At 60.2% G+C, this 23,687-nt stretch carries 18 protein-coding genes; 9 read left to right on the top strand and 9 right to left on the bottom strand.

Going from position 1 to position 23,687, the window contains the following annotated elements; translation table 11 throughout:
* Nucleotides 1-83: 83 nt before the first annotated feature.
* From car to ACZ5ZH_RS15235, 4 genes are all read left to right on the top strand, one after another.
* Nucleotides 84-3,581, top strand: a complete 3,498-nt coding sequence (car, locus tag ACZ5ZH_RS15250; RefSeq protein WP_464773293.1) for a carboxylic acid reductase — start codon at nucleotides 84-86, stop codon at nucleotides 3,579-3,581.
* A gap of 17 nt (nucleotides 3,582-3,598) precedes the next feature.
* Complete coding sequence (locus tag ACZ5ZH_RS15245; protein ID WP_464772879.1) at nucleotides 3,599-4,657, top strand: NAD(P)-dependent alcohol dehydrogenase; 1,059 nt, start codon at nucleotides 3,599-3,601, stop codon at nucleotides 4,655-4,657.
* Between the two features lie 88 nt (nucleotides 4,658-4,745).
* Nucleotides 4,746-5,963, top strand: a complete 1,218-nt coding sequence (locus ACZ5ZH_RS15240; RefSeq protein WP_449469110.1) for an MFS transporter — start codon at nucleotides 4,746-4,748, stop codon at nucleotides 5,961-5,963.
* A gap of 132 nt (nucleotides 5,964-6,095) precedes the next feature.
* Nucleotides 6,096-7,085 carry an NAD(P)H-dependent flavin oxidoreductase gene (locus ACZ5ZH_RS15235; protein WP_460988389.1) on the top strand — a complete coding sequence of 330 codons (990 nt, stop codon included), beginning with the start codon at nucleotides 6,096-6,098 and terminating at the stop codon, nucleotides 7,083-7,085.
* 76 nt (nucleotides 7,086-7,161) lie between these two features.
* On the opposite strand, the gene ACZ5ZH_RS15230 is transcribed toward ACZ5ZH_RS15235, so the two are convergent.
* The 3 genes from ACZ5ZH_RS15230 to ACZ5ZH_RS15220 are packed head-to-tail and all read right to left on the bottom strand — an operon-like array spanning nucleotide 7,162 to nucleotide 10,764.
* Nucleotides 7,162-7,680 (bottom strand): VOC family protein, encoded by a 519-nt coding sequence (locus ACZ5ZH_RS15230; RefSeq protein ID WP_464772878.1) that lies wholly within the window; start codon nucleotides 7,678-7,680, stop codon nucleotides 7,162-7,164.
* Nucleotides 7,658-8,728: a hypothetical protein gene (locus ACZ5ZH_RS15225; RefSeq protein ID WP_464772877.1), complete on the bottom strand. Its 1,071-nt coding sequence runs from the start codon at nucleotides 8,726-8,728 to the stop codon at nucleotides 7,658-7,660. The genes ACZ5ZH_RS15230 and ACZ5ZH_RS15225 overlap by 23 nt, the downstream gene beginning before the upstream one ends.
* Before the next feature lie 53 nt (nucleotides 8,729-8,781).
* Complete coding sequence (locus ACZ5ZH_RS15220) at nucleotides 8,782-10,764, bottom strand: flavin-containing monooxygenase (protein ID WP_464772876.1); 1,983 nt, start codon at nucleotides 10,762-10,764, stop codon at nucleotides 8,782-8,784.
* Between the two features lie 507 nt (nucleotides 10,765-11,271).
* Between ACZ5ZH_RS15220 and ACZ5ZH_RS15215 the strand changes: the two genes are divergently transcribed.
* Nucleotides 11,272-12,048: an SDR family NAD(P)-dependent oxidoreductase gene (locus tag ACZ5ZH_RS15215; protein ID WP_464772874.1), complete on the top strand. Its 777-nt coding sequence runs from the start codon at nucleotides 11,272-11,274 to the stop codon at nucleotides 12,046-12,048.
* A gap of 382 nt (nucleotides 12,049-12,430) precedes the next feature.
* On the top strand, nucleotides 12,431-14,038 hold the full coding sequence (locus tag ACZ5ZH_RS15210; protein WP_464772873.1) for a DUF5597 domain-containing protein: 1,608 nt from the start codon (nucleotides 12,431-12,433) through the stop codon (nucleotides 14,036-14,038).
* A gap of 110 nt (nucleotides 14,039-14,148) precedes the next feature.
* Here ACZ5ZH_RS15210 and ACZ5ZH_RS15205 read toward each other — a convergent pair whose 3' ends face one another.
* Together ACZ5ZH_RS15205 and ACZ5ZH_RS15200 are read right to left on the bottom strand one after the other, a co-directional pair.
* A complete protein-coding gene (locus ACZ5ZH_RS15205; protein WP_464772872.1) occupies nucleotides 14,149-14,955 on the bottom strand; it encodes a Coq4 family protein in 807 nt (268 codons plus the stop codon).
* 1 nt (nucleotide 14,956) lies between these two features.
* Nucleotides 14,957-16,780: an acyclic terpene utilization AtuA family protein gene (locus ACZ5ZH_RS15200; RefSeq protein ID WP_464772871.1), complete on the bottom strand. Its 1,824-nt coding sequence runs from the start codon at nucleotides 16,778-16,780 to the stop codon at nucleotides 14,957-14,959.
* A gap of 80 nt (nucleotides 16,781-16,860) precedes the next feature.
* Between ACZ5ZH_RS15200 and ACZ5ZH_RS15195 the strand changes: the two genes are divergently transcribed.
* Nucleotides 16,861-17,547: a Crp/Fnr family transcriptional regulator gene (locus tag ACZ5ZH_RS15195; protein ID WP_464772870.1), complete on the top strand. Its 687-nt coding sequence runs from the start codon at nucleotides 16,861-16,863 to the stop codon at nucleotides 17,545-17,547.
* Nucleotides 17,548-17,549: 2 nt separating this feature from the next.
* On the opposite strand, the gene ACZ5ZH_RS15190 is transcribed toward ACZ5ZH_RS15195, so the two are convergent.
* Both ACZ5ZH_RS15190 and ACZ5ZH_RS15185 read right to left on the bottom strand, forming a co-directional pair.
* A complete protein-coding gene (locus ACZ5ZH_RS15190; RefSeq protein WP_464772869.1) occupies nucleotides 17,550-18,866 on the bottom strand; it encodes an NAD(P)/FAD-dependent oxidoreductase in 1,317 nt (438 codons plus the stop codon).
* Between the two features lie 2 nt (nucleotides 18,867-18,868).
* Nucleotides 18,869-20,116 (bottom strand): MFS transporter, encoded by a 1,248-nt coding sequence (locus ACZ5ZH_RS15185; RefSeq protein WP_464775222.1) that lies wholly within the window; start codon nucleotides 20,114-20,116, stop codon nucleotides 18,869-18,871.
* Between the two features lie 67 nt (nucleotides 20,117-20,183).
* Between ACZ5ZH_RS15185 and ACZ5ZH_RS15180 the strand changes: the two genes are divergently transcribed.
* Nucleotides 20,184-20,768 carry a TetR/AcrR family transcriptional regulator gene (locus ACZ5ZH_RS15180; protein ID WP_464772867.1) on the top strand — a complete coding sequence of 195 codons (585 nt, stop codon included), beginning with the start codon at nucleotides 20,184-20,186 and terminating at the stop codon, nucleotides 20,766-20,768.
* Nucleotides 20,769-20,818: 50 nt separating this feature from the next.
* Here the strand turns inward: ACZ5ZH_RS15180 and ACZ5ZH_RS15175 are convergent, their stop codons facing one another.
* Nucleotides 20,819-21,052 (bottom strand): hypothetical protein, encoded by a 234-nt coding sequence (locus ACZ5ZH_RS15175; RefSeq protein ID WP_464772866.1) that lies wholly within the window; start codon nucleotides 21,050-21,052, stop codon nucleotides 20,819-20,821.
* The gene (locus tag ACZ5ZH_RS15170) at nucleotides 21,049-23,154 is read right to left on the bottom strand and encodes a TonB-dependent receptor (protein WP_464772865.1); all 2,106 of its coding nucleotides are present in this window, start codon (nucleotides 23,152-23,154) and stop codon (nucleotides 21,049-21,051) included. Before ACZ5ZH_RS15170 ends, ACZ5ZH_RS15175 begins: the two co-directional genes overlap by 4 nt.
* Nucleotides 23,155-23,308: 154 nt before the next feature.
* Here ACZ5ZH_RS15170 and ACZ5ZH_RS15165 point away from each other — a divergent pair, with 154 nt between their 5' ends.
* The gene (locus ACZ5ZH_RS15165) at nucleotides 23,309-23,686 is read left to right on the top strand and encodes a RidA family protein (protein WP_464772864.1); all 378 of its coding nucleotides are present in this window, start codon (nucleotides 23,309-23,311) and stop codon (nucleotides 23,684-23,686) included.
* The last annotated feature ends 1 nt before the right edge of the window (nucleotide 23,687 follow it).

Raw genomic sequence — 23,687 nt, 5'->3', positions numbered from 1 at the left:
ATGATATTGTTCTGAATAAGATAATTTCGAGAGGTGATATGGGTATTCAGGACAAGCTGGATCGCTCGCAATACACGGTGTCGATGGACGATTATGCCGAAGGCATTGCAACACGGCTTAAGTTATTGATCGAAACCGATCCGCAAGTCGCGGCAGCGATACCGGACCCTGCAATCAACACTGCAAAGCGTCTCAGTGGTCTCGGTTTCGCCCAGATCGTGGCGATTTGCATGGAGGGCTATGCTGACCGACCTGCGTTGGCCGAGCGCGCGGTGGAACTGAAGGTCGATCCCGCGACCGGGCGCACCACGCGGGAGATCCAGAAGCATTTCGAAACGACAAGCTACGCCACGTTATGGGACCGGGCGCGTCGACTTGCCGCCTTCTGGCACAATAATCCTGATCAGTCGCTGGGAGCCGATGAGTTTCTCTGCCTTCTTGCCTTTGGCAGCGTGGACTTTGCGACGGTCGATCTTGCCGCGATCCACAATGGGGCAGTGGCGGTTCCCCTTCAGGCCAATGGCGCGTTCCAGCAATCGCTGTCCATCTTCAACGAGGTGGCGCCCAGTTGGCTGGCGGTCAGCCTGGAATATATCGAAACGGCCGCCGAACTGGTCATCCAGGGCCATCGTCCGCGCGGTGTGCTGCTGTTCGATTATCATCCGGAGGTTGATGACGAGCGCGAGCGGTTCGAGGCCGCCCGGGCAAAGCTCGCCGATGCGGGTCTGTCGCATTTGCTGGTCACGCTGGAAATGGCTCTGGCGGAGGGCAGCGCGATGCCGCCCGCGCCACTGTTCGATAAGGCGGACGGAGAGCGGCTCTCCACCATCTACTACACATCAGGAAGCACCGGCCTGCCCAAGGGCGCGATGCTGCCTGAGCGGATGATCAAGCAGCTGTGGCTCGTCGATTCGCCCATGCCGATGATCAACCTCATCTACATGCCGATGAACCACACGTCAGGGCGGAGCATCGTCTTCTCGCTCCTGGGGCTGGGCGGCATTGGCTATTTCACGGGCAAGAAGGACCTGTCCGAACTGTTCGACGACATGCGCATCTGTCGACCGAGCTACATGATGCTGGTCCCGCGCGTGTGCGAAATGATTTACCAGCAATATCAGGTCGCGCTCGACCGGCGCTCCGTACCCGGCGCGGACCTGGACACGGTCAAGGCCGAGTTGCTGCGCGAAACCCGCGATATTCTCCTCGGCGGGCGGCTGCTCGTCGCTTCATTCGCCTCGGCCCCGCTCGCCCCTGAACTATCGCAGTTCATGGAAGAATGTCTGGGCTACAAGCTCGGCAATAATTATGGCGCCACCGAAGTCGCCGCAGTGCTGACCGACAACCGGGTCGTTCGTCCGCCAGTGATCGACTATAAGCTGGATGACGTGCCTGAGCTTGGATATTTCAAGACCGATAAGCCTTATCCGCGCGGTGAGTTGCGGATCAAGACGTCGAGCATCATGCTTGGTTATTACAAGCGACCTGATGTGACCGCCGAAGTTTTCGACGAAGACGGATATTACAAGACCGGCGACATCATGCAGGAGATCGCACCCGACCATCTGGTGTACATCGATCGCCGCAACAATGTGCTGAAGCTCGCGCAGGGCGAGTTCGTCGCCATTGCCCGGTTGGAGGCGATCTTCACCAACGGCGATCCGCTCATCCGGCAAGTCTATCTATACGGCAGCAGCGAGCGCGCATTTCTGGTGGGTGTCTTTGTGCCCAATGAAGCGACGCTCCAGCAGATGGGCATCGCCGATGACCCGGCTGCGATCAAGGACGCGTTGCGCGAAGCGATCCAGAACATCGCACGCGCCGAACAGTTGCAACCTTATGAAGTGCCGCGCGACTTCATCGTCGAGCATGAGCCCTTCAGCGCAGAGAACGGCCTGCTGGCGGGCATCGGCAAATATCAGCGGCCCAAGTTCAAGGAACGCTATACCGGCGCGCTTGAAGCCGTTTACGACAGGATCGCGGCAAGCCAGCAGGATGAGCTTGAGGCGCTGCGCCGTGAAGGCAAGGAGCTTCCCGTGCTCGAAGCCGTCGCCCGCGCCGTCAAGGCGACGCTCGGATTGGAGGATGTCGATCTTTCCAAGCGGATGAGCTTCTCCGATCTGGGTGGAGACTCGCTCTCGGCCGTGTCCTGCTCGCTGCTGCTTGAAGATATTTACGGCATCGATGTGCCGGTATCGGTCATCAACAGCCCTGCCGGAAGCATGCAGGACCTCGCCCAGTTCATCGAACGGGGTCGGAGTGGCGAGGCGAAGGGAACGACCTTTGCTTCGGTGCACGGCGCCGGTGCGAAGGAGATCCGCGCGAGCGACCTGACGCTGGATCGCTTCATCGATGGCAGTGTCCTCGACGCGGCGCGCAACGCCTCGCCTCCTTCGACGGAAGTGCGGACGGTTTTCCTCACCGGAGCGAACGGCTTTTTGGGGCGGTTCCTAAGCCTGGAATGGCTGGAGCGCATGGCCGACGTAGGCGGCAAGCTGATCTGCGTCGCGCGTGGTCGCGACGCAGCAGCGGCACGGCAGCGCATCGCGCAGGTCTTCAGCAGCGACCCGCAACTTAAGAGCCGCTTCGAGGCACTCGCCGACGCGCATCTGGAGGTTCTGGCAGGCGATCTTGGCGAACCGCAGCTTGGCCTTGCCGATGCCGATTGGAAGCGGTTGGCCCAGGATGTGGATCTGATCGTCCATCCAGGCGCACTGGTGAACCACGTCCTGCCCTATCATCAGCTGTTCGGCCCCAATGTCGCAGGCACGGCGGAGGTCATCCGCTTGGGCATCACGCATAGGCTAAAGCCCATCAACAATGTCTCGACCGTGGCGGCGGCCCATACGCCGGACGGCGTGATGATCGACGAAGACGCCGACGTGCGCACGACGTCCCCCGTCCGGCCGCTGTCGAGCGAGGGCTATGCCGATGGCTATGCCAACAGCAAATGGGCGGCTGAGGTTCTGTTGCGGGATGCGCATGACCGCTTCGGCCTGCCGGTCGCGACCTTCCGGTCGGACATGATCCTGGCGCACAGCCGTTATGAAGGGCAACTCAACGTCCCCGACATGTTCACCCGCTTGCTGCTCAGCATCGTAGTGACGGGGCTGGCGCCGCGGTCTTTCTACAGCGGCACGGCCAAGCCACATTATCCCGGGCTGCCGGTGGACTTCACGGCAGAGGCCATCGCCGTCCTGGGGGCCAAGGCGACGAGCGGCTATCGCACCTACCATGTCATCAATTCCCATGATGACGGCATTTCGCTGGACAGCTTCGTCGATTGGATAGACGCCGCCGGATATCCGGTCCAACGGATCGAGGATTACGCCGACTGGCTCGAACGTTTCGGCACCGCCATGCGTGCGCTGCCCGAGGATCGGCGGCAACATTCGTCGCTGCCGCTGCTGCACCAGCTACAATATCAGATGCCGGGAGAATTCGGGACCAGCGTTCCTTCCGCCCGCTTCCGCGCGGATGTGATCCGGCATGAAGTGGGCGCTGCCAAGGATGTCCCGCATCTGTCGCGCGAACTGATCGGCAAATATCTGGCTGACCTCTCCGGTCTCGGCCTCATCTAAGGACAATAGACACAGTCATGACCAAATTGACCAAAGGCTATGCCGCGCTGGCCTCCGATACCGATCTGGAGCCCTTCTCCTTCGCCCGCCGGGATCTTCGTGCCGACGACGTGGCGATCGATATCCTCTATTGCGGCGTGTGCCATTCTGACCTGCATCACGTCCGCAATCACGGAGGGTATGTCACCTATCCGACTGTTCCTGGCCACGAGATCGTTGGCCGGGTGGCGGCTGTCGGGAGCAGCGTCAGCAAATTCCAGCCCGGCGACATGGTTGGGGTGGGCTGCTATGTGGACTCCTGCCAGAAGTGCAAGCCATGCAACGCGGGCGAAGAACCCTATTGCGTGGAATATGCCACGCCCACCTATGGGTTCGCGGATCGGCATGACGGCATGCCATCGCAAGGCGGCTATTCCGAAAATATCGTCGTGTCGGAAAAATTCACGGTACGCATCCCCGACGGCCTGGACCCGAAGGCGGCCGCGCCACTGCTGTGCGCAGGCATCACCACTTATTCGCCGTTGCGTCACTGGAAGGTCGGCGCGGAACACAAGGTGGCGGTGATCGGCCTTGGCGGCCTGGGTCATATGGGGCTGAAGTTCGCCAAGGCGATGGGCGCCGAAGTGACGCTCTTCACCCGCAGCCCGGGCAAGGAGGAAGAGGCGCGACGTCTGGGCGCCGACCATGTCGTGCTGTCAACTGACGAGGCGCAGATGGCGGCGGCGGCCAACAGCTTTGACTTCATCCTCGACACTGTTCCCAACGCGCATGACGTGAATCCCTATGTCGCGACACTTGCGTGGAACGGGACACTCATCCTGCTGGGACTGCTCGGCCCGATCGATCCGCCGTTGCACAATGTGTCGCTGATGATGGGCCGCAAGTCGGTCGCCAGCTCCAATGTCGGCGGGATCGCCGAGACGCAGGAGATGCTCGATTTCTGCGCAGAGCATGGCATCGCGAGCGACATCGAACTGATCGACATTCAGGACATCAATGCCGCTTATGAGCGCATGGAAAAGGGCGACGTGCGTTACCGATTCGTCATCGATAACGCATCGTTACGGGAAAAATGAGGCAGCTATTGTGAGCAAAGGTAGCCGCTCGTCACAGTTGACGTGACGGCTACGCTCGCCTTCTCCACTTTTTTGGGATCGCCATAATATGAGCAGCCTTGCGCAACGGCGCGCCGCCGCTGACCCGAACAGGCGGACAGCGCGCATGATGCTCGTCCGGGCATTTCTCGCGCAGAACACAGCCACAGGGTGCGCGTTTGGCGGCTTTGCGGTCAGCATATTGGCGATTCAGGCCCGTTTCGACACGACGCGGAGCATGGCCGCGATGGTCCTTGCCCTCACGGTGCTGGCGATGAGCGGGCTGGGTCTGATCGTCGCGGGAATGATTTCCCGGATCGGCCTGCGCAACACCATGATGACCGGTGCTGTGCTTTCGATAACGGGCTATCTTCTGCTTGCCTTGGTGCAATCGATTGAGGCTACACTTATCGTATGCACGCTCGCGATCGGCCCTGGCGCTTCTCTGCTCGGAGGCTTGCCGCCTAGTATATTGGCCGGGAATTGGCATCCACAGGCGCGAGGAAGGGCGGTCGGGATTGCGTATATTCCGCTATTCGTCACTGTCATTCCCCTGCTCGGCCTTGCAGTCATACAAAGATTTGGTCTGCCGGCATTCTTCGTGACCCTAGCGGTACTGCACATTTTGCTCCTGCCCGTACTGCTGGGCATTTCGGAGCCACCGCAGAGCGATTGCCCCGAAAGCGCCACAGTGGCTGCGGGCTCACGACCTTCCATCCTCTCGCATCCGCTGTTCTGGGGGGTGTTGATCGGCGAGGGTGTCCTTCAGGCGAGTACCATCACCGGGTCTGCCCATATCGTTGCCATCGCAACCGAATATGGGGTCGCAGCCCGCTGGGGAGCGCTGCTCCTGTCCATCAAGGGCTTTGCAAGCATATTCGGGTCCATCCTGGCAGGACTGGCTTGTGATAAATTTGGCCCCGCCCGCACATTGAGTGCTGCCGGTGCAGGATTGACCGTCAGTTGGATCCTAATTTCAGCAAGTGGCTGGTTTCCAGCATTGGCGCTGGCGATGATAATCATGGGCATATCGGGAGCGGCCATTTTCCCGCTGGTTGCGGTTCTCGTCGCCCAGATATTCGGGGTAGCGGCATTTCCGCGCACTATAGGATTTCTCGGCGCTTTCACCCTGCCTTTCACGTTCGGCGCTCCGGCCGCAGGTTGGCTGCGAGATACGACGAACAACTATCATGTGGCGATGCTGCTGCTCATGGCTCTATCTTTCGGGGCGGCTATCAACTTTGCTTGGATGAGCCGGACACAGGGCGGTAGAGCCTTGGCGTCGTGAAGATTCTCATCCTTGCTCTTACCTTCGAAAATTAAGCAGAAGCGCTGGGCTGTCTGCCGCATACAAGTGCTGGCGGTTGGGACGCAGGATAAAGGCGAGGCGGAAGCGGCCTGATCAAAGGGGAATGGTGGAATGAAGACCCGGATTACCGAGCTTACCGGCACGCGCTATCCCATTATCCAGGGTGGCATGCAGTGGGTGGGCCGCGCGGAGCTGGCTTCGGCGGTGTCCAATGCTGGCGGTCTGGGCATCCTGACGGCGCTGACCCAGCCGACGCCCGAGGCGCTGGCCGCCGAGATCGAGCGGTGCCGCACGATGACGGACAAGCCGTTCGGCGTGAACCTGACCATATTGCCGACCGCGCAGCCGGTTCCCTACGAAGCCTATGCGGAAGTCATCGCCGGATCAGGCGTTGGCGTGGTCGAGACCGCCGGGCGCAGTCCCGCCGAGTTCATCGCTCGGTTCAAGCAGGCGGGCGTCAAGATCGTCCACAAATGCACTGCCGTCCGCCATGCGCTGTCGGCCCAGCGTGCAGGCGTCGATGCCGTATCGATCGACGGGTTCGAAGCGGCCGGGCATCCGGGCGAGGATGATATTCCGGGCATGGTGCTGATCCCCGCTGCGGCGCGGGCGCTGGACATTCCGATCCTGGCGGCGGGCGGCATGGCGACCGGGCGCAGCATGGCGGCGGCTCTGGCCCTGGGCGCGGAAGGCGTGACCATGGGCACCCGTTTCATGCTGACCAAGGAAGCGCCGATCCATGAGGCGATCAAGCAGGCGGTGGTGCAGGGGACGGAGCGCGACACGACGCTGATCTTCCGCCAGCTGCGCAACACGGCCCGCGTGTTCCGCAATGCCGTCGCGGAGGAGGTGAACGTCAAGGAACGGGAGCCCGGCGCGACGTTTGAGGATATTCGGCCGCTGGTCGCCGGTGCGCGTGGGCGCGCTGCGCTGGAGAGTGGCGAAGTGGATGGCGGGCTGGTCTGGGCAGGGCTTGGCATCGGCCTGATGGACGATATTCCGACATGCGCCGAACTGATCGAGCGCATCGTGGGCGAATGCCGCGAGGCGCTGGGCCGCGCCGTGGCGCTGACCGGGGAGGCAGATCCGCCTATGGGATAAGGCGCTGCGACTGCTCAGACCGGCACATGGCTCGCGAAAAGCGCCATCGCTCCTCGCGAGCCTGTTTCCTGCAAAATCAACCGCCGTTCTGGCTCAGCTGAAGCATGTGACCCTCCGGATCGGCAACAAAGGCGACCTGCATGCCGCCCATGCCGGGAACTTCCCGCGCTGGTTCCAGAACACGTCCACCGGCTTTTTCCACTCGGGCGATCAGGTCGGCGATATCCTTCGTTGCCAGGCCCAGAATTAACTCGTGTGCGGCAGGCGTCTGGGTGTCGTGGAACTGAGCAAGAATGAACAGCGGCCCACCCTCGTAGGTCGGCATAAACACGACTTCGCTGACTTTCCGCCCATTGATTTCCGCTTCAACGCGGTTCATCTCGACCAGACCGATGGCCGAGGAATAGAAGGACACCGCCTTGTCCAGGTCCTTGACCTGGAGTTTGGTGAACATGAAATCGGTGTTGCCGTTCTTGCCAAAGGGTATAGCCACGTTTTGTCTCCTATTCTGACATTCTCGCACAGCGATTGACTGGTCGCCGAACTGCGTGAAGCGGTGGATGAAGCCGCCCTTAGGCAGCTTGATCCATTGCATCGGGCGGGATGTTCGTAGGACCACCAATATCATAGACCGTGGCCAGCAGTCCGACGAACGCATTGTCGTTCATGGGGTCGGTCGGCACTTCGAACTGGACACCACGCTTCTTCATGTCCTCGATCAGCATGTTGATCGCCTGCTCATGGGTGATGTCGTCTCGGTGATCGTAGGTCAGCTTGAAATCGTCCATGTCCTTGAACAGGCGGGCGCCCCAATGGACCAGGAAGCGCATTTCCTCTTCCGGCACCTTCTGGGTGACCTTGCCAAAAGTTTCGATCTGCCAGCCGGTCGGATCCTGCGCATCAGGGCCAAAGGTCGAACTGATGTCGAGCCCTTGCGGCCTGCGCATGGCGACCGGACCCGCAGCCTGTCCATGGTGGAACGTCATCTCATTTTCGACGACCACTGCACGGCCCCACATGGGGGCGTTGATCTGCATGGCCTCACCGCTCGGCCCATCAGGCCAGCAGTTGAAGCCGCCGCCGATCTTACCTTTATAATACCAGGCGATCACCTGGCCCTTCTTCGAGCGCCAGCGATTGAACAGGCAGGACTTCGCCATGGTCAGCAGCAGCCAGAGCGGCGTGTTTTCCATCGTCAAACCACGGAAGACCGTGCCATCCAGATGGGGTGGCCCGCCAAGGGGGGTTGGTCCCTGGATATTGAAGAGGAAGGTCTCCGGCTCGGCATATTGGCAGTCGTAATAATTACGCACCAGCTCGAGAAAGCGGGAGTTGTAATAGCAGTCCTCGATCTCCGGGTAGAAGCAGGTGCCCCCGCGCGCCAAATATCCTCGAAATCCGGGATAGATGCCAATCATGTCCCAGGTCAGCTTGACCCCTTCCGGCAATTTCTTGCCTGCGCCTGAGGTCGTGGCGATAACCTCCTCCGGCGTCTTGAAGTTTTCCGCCAGCATCAACGGCCAAGGACCATTGTTACGAGCAACACTCAACAAACGTGCATGCTGATCGTCCGTATAGGCTTTATCGATCAGCTGCGGAGGTGCGACAGGGCGGAACTGCTCTGCGAGATCACGAAGCATCATCTAGTCTCCCAATATCATTCGGTTTTCATCCGTTTCCTGTTTGCGGAAGCGGATCAGATGGTCAGCATTTCCATTTCGCGCGGTGCGGGTTTAACGGCATCACCGGCGCGCGTGACGTTGAAGTCTTCTTCGCGGGGCGAGCGCAGGACATGCCAGATGCGCGAGTTGTGGCGCGGGATGGCCAGGATGACCTTCTTCTGCCCGTCGGCGCCCTTGTCGCGATAATAGCCATGGGCGCTGCCGCACTGGACCCAGGCGGTCTTGGCCAGGTTCGCGTCGACATCGTCGATGAACGCCTGCGTCGCCTCTGGCGACACATCGAAGGACGACAGATGATCGTCCACCATCCATTGCAGCAGTTCGATGATATAATGGACCTGCTGCTCGCTCACCACCGCATGGTTGGCGACCAGATAGCTGTAGGGCGCGCCCATGAAGACGAAGTTGGGGAAGCCGGTGATCAGCATGCCTTCATAGGAGAAGGGATGCGGGTCGAACGCGTCCGTCAAAGTTTCGCCGCCGACGCCGCGAATGTCGAACTGCCGCCCGAAATGCAGATTATAGCCGGTCGACAGCAGCAGCACGTCGCATTCGATCCGCGTGCCATCGGCCAGGATCACCGCGTCCTGCTCGGCCTCGGCCAGTTCGCCGCGCACGATCGATACATTGGGCTTTTTGAGCGTGTCGTAAAAACCGCAATCCAGGATCGGTCGTTTCGCGAAAACCGGGAAGTTGGGTGTCAGCAATTCCACCATCTCCGGATCGTCCGGGAAATGACTCTTCAGATAGCCTTCGCACATCATGCGCATGCCGTCGTTGATCGGGCCAAAGCCGCCCGTCTTCGCGGCATAGTCCTCATCCTTCATGATCATGCCGTGCATGTCGCGCATCTGGCTGTGCAGGCTTTGCAGACGCTTCCACTGCGCGACGAAGGGCACATATTCCATCGCCCAGCGCTCGAGTTCCGCCACCGGCGCATGCGCCTGCGGATTGGGGATGATATGTTCCGGCTGGCGCTGCACGATCACCAGTTCGCCAACCTTGTCGGCAATAGCCGTCGCCACCTGCACGCCTGAACAGCCCGTGCCGACCAGGACGACCTTCTTGCCCGTCAGATCGACCGAATGGTCCCAGGCGGCCGAATGAATGACCGGCCCCTTGAAGCTGTCGAGATTCTTCACCTTGGGATAATTGGGATTGTTGTTGGGTCCCACCGCCATGATGAGCACGTTGCACTCATGGCTTTCCGGCTTGCCGTTCCGGATCGCCTTCACCGTCCAGATCTTGCGCTTCTCGTCCCATTCCGCGCCCTCGACCCAGGTGCCGAACCGGATCCGGTCGCGAAGGCCATATTTGTCGGTGACGCGATCCAGATAGGACAGGAATTCCTGGCCGCGCGGGTAGAATTGCGTCCACGAAGCATTGGGCTCGAAGGAGAAGGAATAGATGCGGCTCGGCGTGTCGACCGCCGCGCCCGGATAAGTGTTGGTCAGCCAGTTGCCGCCAACCGTGTCCATCGCCTCCAGCACGGTGAAGTCAAATCCCGCCTGCTGCAATTTGATGGCCGCGTTGATGCCCATCATGCCCGCGCCCACAACCAGCACCTTGAAATCGGCGGGCGGGACATCGGCCGCCTTGCGAATGCGCGTGTCGGTGGTGAACCCGGCATGCTGGAACGCGACATCCACCGACATTTCGGGAAGGTCCTGACCCAGCAGCAAACGGCTCATCCGCTTGAACATCGGCCGGTCCAGCTGTGGCATGACCGGAGGCTTCCCGGCCTTTACCGCCACGCGCAGGCGATCGCGGATCTCGGCGACCACGGCCGGATCGATGGCAGGCCGTTCTTCATGCGCATGGATATCGACGAACGTCTCGACCAGATCTTCCTGGCGGCCGTCGATCGCATCCCAATAGCGGTTCAGCAGCGTCCGATTGCCGGTCATCTGGATCAACGCCATCAGCGCCATGGTGGGGTCCAGCGCATCGATCGCGGCATCGACCCTGGCATTCATGTCCAGCACCCGTTCGTGCATCCCGTTTCTCCTCTTATGTGTCCGCTTTCGGACTCGATGAGAATATATTACACATTAGTGTGTAATTGGTCAATGACATTCCCCGAAGTCATTTGGCGATCCGCCCAGGATCATCCACCGCTGAACCTCACCGAGGGCTTCGTCTCACCATTCATGGGGACGTTGCGCCAAAATAGCGATGCCGCACCCAAGCTGGTGCCAGCAAAAGCTCCATCCCCATTTTCCGTGTCGGATCAATTGGTGAGCCCGTATGGTAACTTCACGTTAGACATGCGGGCGCCGTCGATGAAATGCCAATTCAATCTGTGAAAAATTTTCGACATTGGCAGTGTTTCCGATGGAGCTTGTCGGCAACGTTAGTTGCGAACAACTATCCATCTCTCATTATGGACTCACCGGCATATGGAACCATCCGCTGTCGGACGGCCCGCTGCGAATTAGCAACGTCCGTCTCGCCAGCTTTTTAGACAAATAGGGTTCGTCGCTCGGTTAAAGGAATTCTCTTGCATGTCACTCGCCCCCGCCATTGCCTCCCCTTCCTCTCCCGTCATCATCACCGGTGGCGCATCAGGCATAGGCCTTGCGTCCGCTCATGCGCTGGCCGTCATGGGCCGTCCTGTTGCTCTGTGGGACATCGACGGCGACAAGGCATCGGCAGCGGCACGCGCCATCGCGGAGGAACATGGCACAGCGTCCACGGGCATTGCGATTGATCTGCGTGAACTTGGTGGCATCGAAGCTGCCTTGGCGGCGACGCGGAAAGCGATCGGCAGGCCGGGCGGACTGGTCCATGCTGCTGGCGTTGTTGATACAGCATCGCTGGACGGGCTTACGGCGGAAAGCTGGGACAGCGGGATCGCGATTCATCTCCGTTCCCTCGCTTTCATCGTTCAGGCGCTCCATCAGGATTTGGCGGCGCAGCCGGGCTCCGCAATCGTGGCGATAGCTTCCATCAACGCAACTCTCGGCAATGCCATGAACCCGATCTATAGCGCGGCGAAAGGCGGAATATTGTCGCTCGTAAGATCACTGGCCGATCGGCTGGCCCAAGATGGCGTCCGCATCAATTCGGTATCACCGGGCCAGATCATGACGCCCATGATGCGTCCCGCAGTCGAAGCCCTGCCCCATGGGCATTTCGAAAAGCGCATCCTGCTCAATCGTCTTGGCGATCCAGAGGAAGTGGCGCGGGTTGTACGCTTCCTTTTGTCCGATGAGGCAAGCTATATCACCGCGTCGGAAATTGTCGTCGATGGCGGCAACATCTCCTCCCAAAGGGGATGAGCATAAGGACCGCGGTTTCCTTTCCGATGGCGGCGCATCTTCCCGAATGCCACGCCCCTTCCCCACCACCCATTGCCCAGCCCCTGGGCAATATGCTCCGCGCATCATAGCCCTCTGCAACGGCGATCAGGCCGGGAGAGGGATGATCATTCTATCGGGTAGCCAGAACGAGGACATGTGACTCGCGTTCATAAATGAAACGTAGTTGTTTACATTATCGACCTCGCACACTAAAACCGCCCCTAATGATGTAGCTTACAGGGCTGCGCTCGCCATGCCGACGACCGGACAAGGCCTGTCACGCCTGGCCCAGTGGCAAGTAGCAAGGCCTACGAATGGTCTTGCCTGAAACGGGCCTAATGAAAGTCGACGAGGAGATCACGTGCGCCACCCCTTCCGTTATCTGACGCTCATGCTTTGCGGCGTTACGCTCGCTGGACAGTCTACCGCTGGTGAAATACCGCGCCTGCGCACGGAAAATGGCCGCCATGCGCTGATGGTTGACGGCAAGCCCTATCTGATGCTGGGCGCGCAGGTTCATAATTCCAGCAATTATCCTTCGGTACTGCCGCAGGTGTGGCCGGTGATGCAGGCGTTGAGCGCCAACACGATCGAGATTCCGGTCGCCTGGGAACAGTTCGAACCGACCGAAGGCAAGTTCGACTACAGCTGGGTCGATACGCTGCTGACCCAGGCCCGCCAGAACGACATGCGCGTCGTGCTGCTATGGTTTGGCAGCTGGAAGAATGGAGAATCAACCTACACGCCGGAATGGGTGAAGAACGATACCAAGCGCTTCCCCCGCCTGATACGCCGCGATGGCCGCCCGACAATGACCTTGTCGCCGTTGGGCGAAGAGACGCTCAAGGCGGATCGCAAGGCCTTCACGGCACTGATGCGGCACTTGCGTGAGGCGGACGCCAAGCACACGGTGATCATGGTCCAGGTCGAAAATGAGATCGGCAGCCATGGTGTCGCGCGTGACTATTCGGCCGCAGCAGAGCAACTGTTCGCGCAGCCAGTGCCTGAAGATGTCCGCGTTGCGTCCGGCAAGCCTGCGGGTACTTGGGCGGAAGCCTTCGGCAAGGAGGCGGATCAGGCATTTGCGGCATGGACCTATGCGCGCTTCGTCCAGCAGGTTGCCGTCGCGGGCAAGGCCGAGAAGAACCTTCCCCTCTACACGAACGCAGCAGTGTTCGACGCCACGGGGACGGCCATGGCGGCTCAGGTTGCGAGCGGAGGCCCCAATTGGAATGTGTTGCCCATATGGAAAACCGTTGCGCCCGCGCTAGACCTCATAGGTCCTGATCTCTATCTGCCCTTGGAGAAGACCTATCTAGGCCTGCTGGATCGTTATACCCGCCCTGACAATGCACTATTCGTTCCGGAAACGAGCAACGCGACTTGGGCAGCGCGCTACTTCTGGTCGGCACTAGGTCGTGGAGCTATTGGCTACGCGCCGTTCGGCATGGATGCGACCAGCTATTCAAACTATCCGCTGGGTGCACGGAAGCTGGACGCAGCCACAATCGAAGCCTTTGCCGCGCCCTATCGCTTGTTCCGTCCAATCGCGAGCGACTGGGCGGCGATCGCCAGCAAAAGGTCCACTTGGGGCACTGCGAAGAATAGCGCGGGCGAAGACTCCACCACTATGGGCAGCTGGAAGATTTCGGTGACCTACGGTCACAACAACTTCGACGTGCCCGCCTGGCCAGGCATGGAACCGCCGCCCTGGGCCAAGGAACCGGTCGGCGGAGGGGTCGTTGCTCAGTTGGCTCCCAACGAATTTTTGGTCGCGGGACAATATAGCCGGTTCCAGTTCACGCCCACGGATTCGGCTGTCAACGGGCAGGTCCTCAGCGCGGAAGAAGGGACGTTCGTGAACGGCCAGTGGGAAGCACGGCGCCGCTGGAACGGCGACCAGATTTCCTACGGCTTCAATTTCAACGAAGAGCCCGCGCTCCTTCGCATAAAATTATCCACCTATTGAGGCTCAAGGTTGGGGGCGGCACGTCCGCCCCCTCACAGCTGGTCACCAGACCAAATTCGGGTTGGGCCTTTTGCAGACGGCATATCCAATCATCGAGAACCCGGTGATATTCATTGCCACTGCATCGATGCTTCCGCAGTATCAGCGATTTGTACGCCGTTAATACCCAACTTCCTGCGGGCTTGGTCGGGCGTCAACGCCAATACATCTTCATAGCGCATCATATAAATCGGGTCGGATTCACGACCGACCCTGGCACCCCGTTCCACAGCATTCTGCACCACCAACCAGGTCTCAGGATAATGGAGAACCGCGCGCGTAATAATGCGCGTCGAACCGAGAATGGAGAAGACCGAAAGCTCGCCCGCCAACTCCGGACTCATGTGCACGAACAAATTGGTGAGCCGCATATAATAAGGCACCAGCTCTCCGATGAAATCGAAGCCCCCACCGCCCAATATATGTTCGAAATCGTGGGTTTGCCCGGCGCGTAGCTGGAAATATTCGAAATCATTGCGTGGGGTAAATGGCGGCACGATATCGACCTGAAGGTCATTGCCCGTCAGTTGCGCGTAGAAGATGCCGCCTACCGTGTCCGGCTCATAATGTTTGAGGTCATCCCGCCCAAAGGTTGAGACGAAGCCTTCACGGAACCATGCGTCGAGGGCCGGATTCTTCTGCCGCTCCGCCGCGAACAGGGCGTTGATATGGTCGATGTCCTGCACCTCGCGCAGGATCTGGACGAGCTGGATGGAATCCGAAGGGGTCGGCACATCAGGTCCATTTCGTCGCAGCAAATGTGTCGCCACCCAATCCCGGACGCGCGCATCATTCAGATAGCGAGAGGAGCTGATGAGCACGCTGCTGTCGGTTTCCACCGACCTGATGCCTTTCATCAAATAGGAATAGTCGGCCATTTCAACGAACTCCTCTGAATGGGTCAGACCCGGCGATCCTGGCGGCCAGATCGGGAGGAACGAGGATGGGAAAGCGCATAAGCATTTGCGCCATTCCCTTGGCGGCCGGATCGAGCCGGGTGCTGGCGTTGATGCCCCCTGCCAGAGCATCATGAACCACGAAATTGAGTGCATGCAGCCCCGGCGCGTCATAGCGATCGACGTGTGGAAGCTCATTTCCCGGCGCAAGATGGCGATACCAATCCGCGACCGCCTCGGGCGTCAGCGCTCGCCGTAACCAAGGCAAATATTCCGGCTCGCGCGCGATGACAGCTACGTTGAACAGATGCCCTTTGTCGCCACTGCGCGCCCAGGCGAGGCGGATCAAGTCCACCGCAACCCCGCCGGGTGGTGCATCATGAACCGGCTGCGACGCTTGAGGCAGGATCGAGACAGGCTCGCCCTCGGGTATGGACACAGGCCATGTCTCACCACGAACAGTCACCTGCGGCACGATCCCCTTCTTGTCGACGAGGAACAGGAATATCTCGGTCTTGGGCAGTACGCTGGTCGCAAGGTTGATGGTGGTGCCGACCGCCATGCCGCTGATACCTGCCCATTGTTCGCGGGCAAATATATCTGTCCCACGGCGATCGGGGTGATCGACGACCATCTTGCAAATGACTTCCCGCGCCTCACGGCCGCCACCATGAGGTCCGAAGCTGGCTCCTTCACCGATGATGACAGTGTCGGTATCCGTGAAATCGGCCAGATTATGAGCACGCAGCAGCGCCCTGCCGCGCGCATATAGTGCCTCTGCCTGCCGCATGGCCTTTTCTGCGGCGTCCTCGCCAAGGATTGGCTGGTACGCGACGGCCCGCCATCCGCCGTCCGACGTGATGCACACCTTGTAGCTGTCGGTGGGCGGGCGCCCTTTTGCGCCGGTCACCTTCACCCGATCCTTGCCCTGCTGCTCCAGCTTCACGCCACTGAAATCGCAGCGGACATCGGCCACGATATAGTCGGCTGGATCGCTTACCTCATAAAGCAGCTGTTCGGCGACGGTGCCGATGGACACCAGACCGCCCGTGCCCTCCGGCTTGGTAATGATTATCGTCCCGTCCGCATGACATTCGCCAACCGGGAAACCGATATTCGCCCAATCCGGAACCTCGCGCCAATCGGTGAAGGTGCCTCCGGTGACCTGCGCTCCACACTCCAGCAAATGACCCGCCAGCGTCCCGGCCGCCAACAGGTCGAAATCCCCTGCCCCCCAACCGAATTCGTGGATCAGTGGTCCCAGCACTACGGCACTGTCCACCACACGCCCGGTGATGACGATGTCCGCGCCCTTGTCCAGCGCCGCCGCGATGGGAAAGGCACCGAGATAAGCATTGGCGCTGATGATGTTTTCCGGGAAAGCAGCACCAGCAAACATGTCGCGATGCCCGGCGGCCCTCAACTGCTCGACCCTTGCGCGCAGATCGTCGCCCTCGACATAGGCAACGGTAAGGGAAAGACCCTCCTCATCGATCATGCGCTCCAGCGCGGCGGCCAGCCCCGCCGGATTGACGCCACCTGCGTTGGCGACCACCTTCACGCCCTGAGCCGCGATCTGGCGCAGATGAGGTCCGACATGGGCGGTCAGGAAATCAGTGCCAAATCCGGCAGTCGGATCGGCGGCCTGCATCCGGCCGAAAATGCCCATCGAACCTTCGGCCAGATAATCGAAGACCAGATAGTCGAGCTGCCCGCCATCCAGCAACTGCGGTACGGACAATGCGGTATCGGAAAAGGATGCGGTCGCCCCGCCTATTCTGACGATCTTATCTGACGCGGCGGTCATGGCATCCTCTCCATCATTTTCTGTCTGGAAGGATATAGGAACGGGTGGCGAATGAATGTCACAAAGGTTACATTTGAACTATGAAAAAGAGCGAACATGCACCGGCACTCCGCCTGTTGCGCAGCACGGACTGGCTGCGGGAGTATCCTGCGGCGTTGGCGGAGGAGCTTCTGGCGCACGGTCGGATCATTCATCTGGACACGGGCCAATGGGCGCAGGCGCAAGGGGATGATCGAAGCGGCCTTTTCGTGGTGATCGACGGATTATTTCATTCCTTCTGCACCGCGCCGGGCGACAGGCAGGTGATGATCGGCCCATCCGGCCCCGGATCGGTGCTGGGCCATGCGACACGGTTCAGCGGCGGTCCGCGGCTGGTGACCGCTATATCGGTCGAACCAAGCATGTTGCTGGAAATCAGTGAGAGTGCGTTGGAGCGAATTGCCGAGAAGCGCCCCGAAATCTGGCGGGCTATCGCTGACTTTGCCTACACCAATATGCGCCGGACCCTGCATATGCTTGCGGAGCTGATGGCGCTCCCGCCCAGACAACGCATAGCCTCTCGCCTGCTGGCATCGGCAATCCCTTCGGACGACGGACTCGTCGTCCGGCTGAGCCAGCAGGCTCTGGGGGAGATGATCGGCGTCACGCGCAAGACGATTAACCTGCATCTCGCCGCGTTCGAGCGGCTGGGGCTGATCCGGCTGGGCTATGGCCGTATCGAACTGACCGACGCTGATGGGTTACGCGGCGTGGCGGCAGCGGACTGACGCTACAGAACACCCCAGCGCTGTCCCACCCGGGCAGCTGGCAGCAGAAGATGGCGGATCAGCACCTCATATTTCCGGTTGAACGAGACAGGTTCCGGCTTTTCCAACGGGAAGGGTAAGGCGTGCATGGCATCGCGCGCCAGCGCGTCCGCCATGATCTTGCCCATCAGCGGCGCCATGACATTGCCCCAGGCATTGAAATACATGAGGCCAAAGACATTGTTCGCCAATTCGAACACGCCCGGAAATTGCGCCTTTCGCATCGCGACACGGCCGGTCCAATAATCCTCCATCTTAATTCCCATGCCGCGAGCTTCTGGCCAGACCCGGTGCAACCATCGCAATTGGGATCGGAAATGCCATGCCGCATCATGGGCACCCCCAACACGAGGAATGGAGGAGAGGATCAATCGGTTGTGGCAATCGCGGACCATCGGATTAAGATCGACCGGCGCCTGCGCGAACGTGCCCCCGCCGGGCAGGATAATGCCTAGCGCTTCCTGTGGCAGCGGTTTCGTCGTCAATGCATAGGCGGTCAGGGGATAGAAGGCTTTACGAAACGCCGGTTCAATGGCCCCCGGACAGGCTGCCGTGCAGAAAATTACACGATCGGCCATCACGCTGCCGTTCCGGGTCCGCACCCGCCACCGGCCCTGCGCCGGTTCAAGTGACAGAGCTTCGCTGTCTCCATGAATTTGCGCGCCCAGCCGGGCCGCCGTCGCGATCATGCCGTTGGTGAAGAGATAGGGGTTCACCCGGCCGCCATCTTCAAAGATCACGCCAAAGGGATAGGCATCTGACCCGGTTCGCGCCTTCATCTCCGAGCCGGACGCAACCGTCAGCCGCTGAAGCCCGCTCGTCTCCAGATAGGCGAAGGTCCGGACGAAGGCGTCAAAGGCTCTACGTGTCTTCATGCCATTGATATAGCCCGACCGAACCGCGTCGCAGTCGATCCCATGTCGGGCGGAAAGATCGAAGGGGATGGTGTGATGCTCGCGGAATAGTTCCAGGAACCGCTTACCCCCTTCTGGAAAGCGCTCGACGACCTTCACGTCGCGCAGGATCGGTAGCACATGACCGGCATTACGCCCGGAGGCGCCCCAGCCGGGCTGTCGTGCCTCCAGCACGGCCACGCCGATCCCCGCCTCCGCCAAGTGAAGCGCTAGAGAAGCGCCCGCCAGCCCGGCGCCGATCACCACGACATCAGTCGAAACATCATCCAACAGGCTCGGCCATGCTCTCGCCAGCCCCTGTGGTCTTGTCCAGCCGCTGCTCGCTACAGGCACTTCCCCCCGTTCATAGGCTTCGTTGTTCGACATGATCATATTTCCAGACAGAGGAGAGATTCATCGCGCGCAGGTCTTGCACGGCAGAAGGTCGAGGCGCAGGCAGCGAGCAGACAGAGCGCCGCGATGACGAGTATCGGCCGGGAATATCCGCCGGTCGCTTCATAGGCCCAGCCCACGACCGCCGGTGCCAGCGCGGCGAGAAAGCCATTCGCCGTGAAAACGATGCCCAGCATCGCGGCATAGGCCCGCTGCCCGATGATCTCGCTCAGCAACATCGAACCGGCCTGCGCGGGTAATCCTGCAACGCCGCCCCAGCACAGGATGAACAGCAGAATAGCAGCATAGCCGTGCCCGACGCCGAGCAGCGCCAATGTGCCCACGCTTTGAATTAGCAGGATCAGCGGCAGGAGAATGCGCCCGCTCACCCGATCGGACAGGTAACCGCCTATCATCAGGCCGGGCAGGCTCATGAAATTGGCAATGCCGAAAAGGGTGACGGCATCGCTGCCCGAAAATCCGGCCTTGCGCAGATAGGCGATGAGATTGAACAATATGGCGTTCATTCCGAACTGGCTAATTGTCAGGACCAGGGTCAATATCCAGAAGGCGGGCAGTCTCAGGCCCTGTTCTACCGTGAGGCCCGACGCCTGATGCTTATGAAGCTGATCGCCGTTGACGTTGCGAGGCAAGCGGCACGAGAAAGGCAGCCCGATCAGGCCGACGACTGATCCGAAGATCCAGAAAGCCTGCCGCCATCCCGCAGCGTCGATCAGCCAACGGCTGGCGATTGGCATGGTGGAACTGGCAAGAGCGCTGGCCCCAATGAACAGCGCCACCGCCAATCCCCTTCGCCGATGAAAGCATTGCGAAATCACGGCGATGCCCGGCACGATCGTCGCGACGCCCGTGCCGATGCCCGACAGTGCCATTGCCGCCATGAATTCGGCCAGAGACCCGACGAACCCGGCCGCCACCCAGCCGCACAGGGCAATGCTCACACCGACGAGAAACAGCCCCCTCACCCCCAAACGCCGCATGAGCGCGCCGACGCTCAGATTGCCGATGCTCATGCCAAGCAGCAGCATGACCGGCCCGCCACCCATTGACGCTTCGCTCCAGCCAAAATGTGCCTGCATCACCGAGACATAGACGCTGAGCGACGTCAGCATGCCCCCGATCAGCAGAAAGCCGATCGTCGAGAGGATGAGCAGCAGTCCCCACGGCTCATCTGGGGACATCGCCTCTCCTTCCGACACCGCATTCTGCCCGGTCGCCTGCATATATAATCTCTCATGTTCCATGAAATGGCACTTGAACCGGACAGTCGCGGCCCGATAAGGAAAGCGCATGACGCGCGGCAACATCCGCCCCGGAGGGCGCACGGAAAGGGTCAGGCAGAGCGTTGCCGCGACCGTTCTTCACCTCATCAAGAGCGGGGCGACCGAGTTTTCGATGCTGGATGTGGCGGAACAGTCCGGCATTGCGCGGTCGACCATTTATGCGCGCTGGCCCAGCAAAGAGGCGCTGATCGCAGAGGCGTTGACGACGCATAATTCGACATTCCAGGTAGAGCCCAGGTCCGACTGGCGCGATCATCTGCGCGCGATTGCCACGGCATTTCGCGACTTTTCCTCGGAACCGGATGAAATCGCCATCAATGGCCTGATCGCCAGCCTTGGACCCGGCTTCCTCAACCAGGAAACGAGGCGCCAGTGGCTGTCTATCTCGCATGACATGGGGGAACCGCTTCGTGAGGCGCAGCGCGCGGGATTGATCCGCCCCGATGTGGACATCACGATGGTGATCGCGACATTGTTCACATCGATAGCGGGCCTGATCGTGATCGCGAAGGACCGGCCGGATGACGATCATCTGGAGCAACTGACGAACCTGCTGATCAGGGGATGCGAGATCCCAGGGGTGAAAGGCTGACTTGCCGACGGCCGGGGAGAAGGTTCGCCCTTCCCCCGGCTGCCGATCGCTCAATAAGTGAACTTCGCATCCACCCCGAATGTGCGCTTTTTCTTGAACGAGGCGCTGCCATAGCCAAGACTGCCAAAGTCGATGCCGAAATCGATATTGCGCTGATTGGTGAGGTTGTCGCCCCACACGCCGACGTCCAGCTTGCCTCCACCTGCGGCAATATCCGCCAGCGAAATGCGGGCACGCAGATTATGATCCGGGCGAGACCGGATATCGCGATTGAACAGATTCAATCGATCGATCGTGAACCAGTAAACCGTGCTGCGATAGGATAGTCGGCGCGTAGCGACAGCTTTCCGATCGGAAGACTATAATCATATTGAACGCCGATATGCGTGTTAAGCTTCGCCGCTTGCGACAGGCGTGCTTCGGACGCGACATTGACCAATTCGTTGGTCGCAGGATCACGATAAAGATAGCTTTTATACTTGGGCGATGTGTAGCCCAACGACGCATCTATCGTCAGTCCCTGCACCGGAATGGCGGTGATTTCGGCCTCGACACCCCGATACGCCACGCGTCCCGCATTGACGATCGCCGAAGTCGCGCCGCCCGTGCTAGCCAGAAATTGCGAGATCTGAAGGTCGCGGTAATCGACATAGAAAGCGGACAAATTGGTCCGTAGCATATGGTCGAACCACTCACCCTTCAGCCCCGCCTCATATGCGACCACCTTCTCTGGCGCGAAGACATTGATCTCCGAAGCGGAAGGATTGATGCCGCCCGACCGGAAACCACTGGACACACGGACATAGCCCATCAAATCCTGCCGAAGTCGGTAATTAGCCGACGTCAGCCATGAAAGATTGCGATAGGAAACCTGCCCATCCAGATTGGGCTGTACATCGCCCGCCAGCGTCAGCCATTTCTTGTCTCGCGTATAGCGAACGCCACCTGTGAGTTCGAGGCCGCTGCCTTCCGGCGTGTAGCTGATCTGACCGAACAGCGCATAGGAACGCGCCTTGCCCCAAAATGCCTGAAAGGGGGAGAGGTTGACGCCCGCCTCGCCACCCGGAAGCACATAGGTCAGCTGCTGATAATTGGCTTCCGAAGACTTCTCGCTGAAATAGAATGCGCCGCCGACATATTTGAATTCACCGGCTTCACCCAGCAATTGCACTTCCTGCGAAAACTGATGCTGGCGTTGCGTCGTGTAACCATCATAGGGCGTAACCGGCTGCACTCCCGTCGGCACGACGGTGCCATCGACGAACAGGATCGGGCTAAGCGTAAAGCCGCGCAGCGTGCCATTGCCCGACAGGCCGTTCGCGCCATCCTGGCGGTAGGAGCGATAGGCTGTGATCGACTTGATCGCGAGTTCCGGGATCAACTGATAGTTCAGTGTCAGCGTATGACCATAAACTCTCGCCTTCACCCCGAAGGTAGGATTGCCATCCAGGTCGAGCGCGGGCTGCTGTTCGCCCTTGCGCAGTCCGTCCGCGCCAATCTGGAAAGATGAGCCCCCGAACAGCGGCGACGCACCAAAATAGTTGCGCACATCGTCGGTGGCATTGACGACCTGGAAGAAGGCCGGAATGCCGGTGCGCGTGTTGTAGTCGAAACCATAGTTGACGGTCAGGTCACCAAAGTCTCCCTGAACCGCAGCCGTGACGGCTTCACTGTTGAGTGCGCCAGGGTCCTGGTTGGACGGCGCCAGGACATTGTCGAAATAGCCGTCGCGCTGCCGGTGCATATAGGAAACGGACGCCTTGATCGGCGTTCCAGCGATATATCCCGTATCGAAGCGCGCCCGAGCATACCAGTCGTCGAAGCTGCCATAGCCCGCCTTGCCTTCGAAGCCTGCATGATCGGCAGGCTTGCGGCTGATCAGTTGGACGGCACCGCCAACACTGTTACGACCGAACAACGTCCCCTGCGGTCCACGCAATACTTCGATCCGCTCCAGATCGACCAGATCGAAAACCGCGCCGGCCGATCGGGCGATGTAGACGCCGTCCAGATAGATGCCGACCCCCTGCTCGGACACCGCGCTGGGCGACGCGTTGCCGATGCCGCGGATGAACACCGATGCGGCGGTGATCGACGCGGGCTGCTGGCTGATGCCCAGATTAGGCGTGAATTGGGCGGTGGCAACGACGTCACGGATGTTCAGCCTGTCCAGCAATTCGCCAGACATCGCGGTCACGGCGACTGGCGTGTTCTGGAGGTTTTCGCGTGTCCGCCGTGCCGTCACTACAATGGTTTCCAGACGGGAGCCCTCGCCCTGCGCGACCGGTGTCGCGGCCTGCTCCTGTGGTGCGGCCGCCCATGCCGGGGTCACGCTCCATGCCACCCCCGCCAGCAACGCGTAGCGCGAACAGAGTCCAACTCTCATGCCAATACTCCCCTAATTTTTGGACTCGTCTGAGCCCGTTCCTGTTCTTGGCGAAGGCAATTGGCACAGCGTTTTTTATTTAACAAGACATTTTGTATCGTTTATGACAAAGCGCATTGGTCGCAGCGGATCGCCGCGCGGAGGAGGAGAAGACATGTCTGATATTGAAGGCGCTGAAAGCTATGGATTGTGTGCAGCGAAGGTGGTGGGCGAACTGCTGTTCTGCTCCGGCCAGATCGGTGTGGAGGCCGACGAAACCGTGCCCGCAGACCCGTCACGCCAGTTTACCCTCGCCTTCGACGCGCTAGCCGAAGTCCTTGCGCGTCACGGAAGCAAGGCGAGCGACATCGTTGACCTCACCACCTTCCATGTCGGCTTCCCCGACCATATGGAAGCCTTCATGGCCGCCAAGGCCAGCTTCCTGAATGGCGCCATTTGTTGCTGGACGGCGGTGGGCGTCGCGGCGCTCGGCTATCCGGGCTCCCTCGTCGAGATCAAGGCCATCGCAAGCCTGCCCAATCCTGCACGCTGAC

It is taken from the genome of Sphingobium sp. TomMM7A (assembly GCF_055397305.1).
This window is presented reverse-complemented; position numbering and strand designations above follow the sequence as displayed.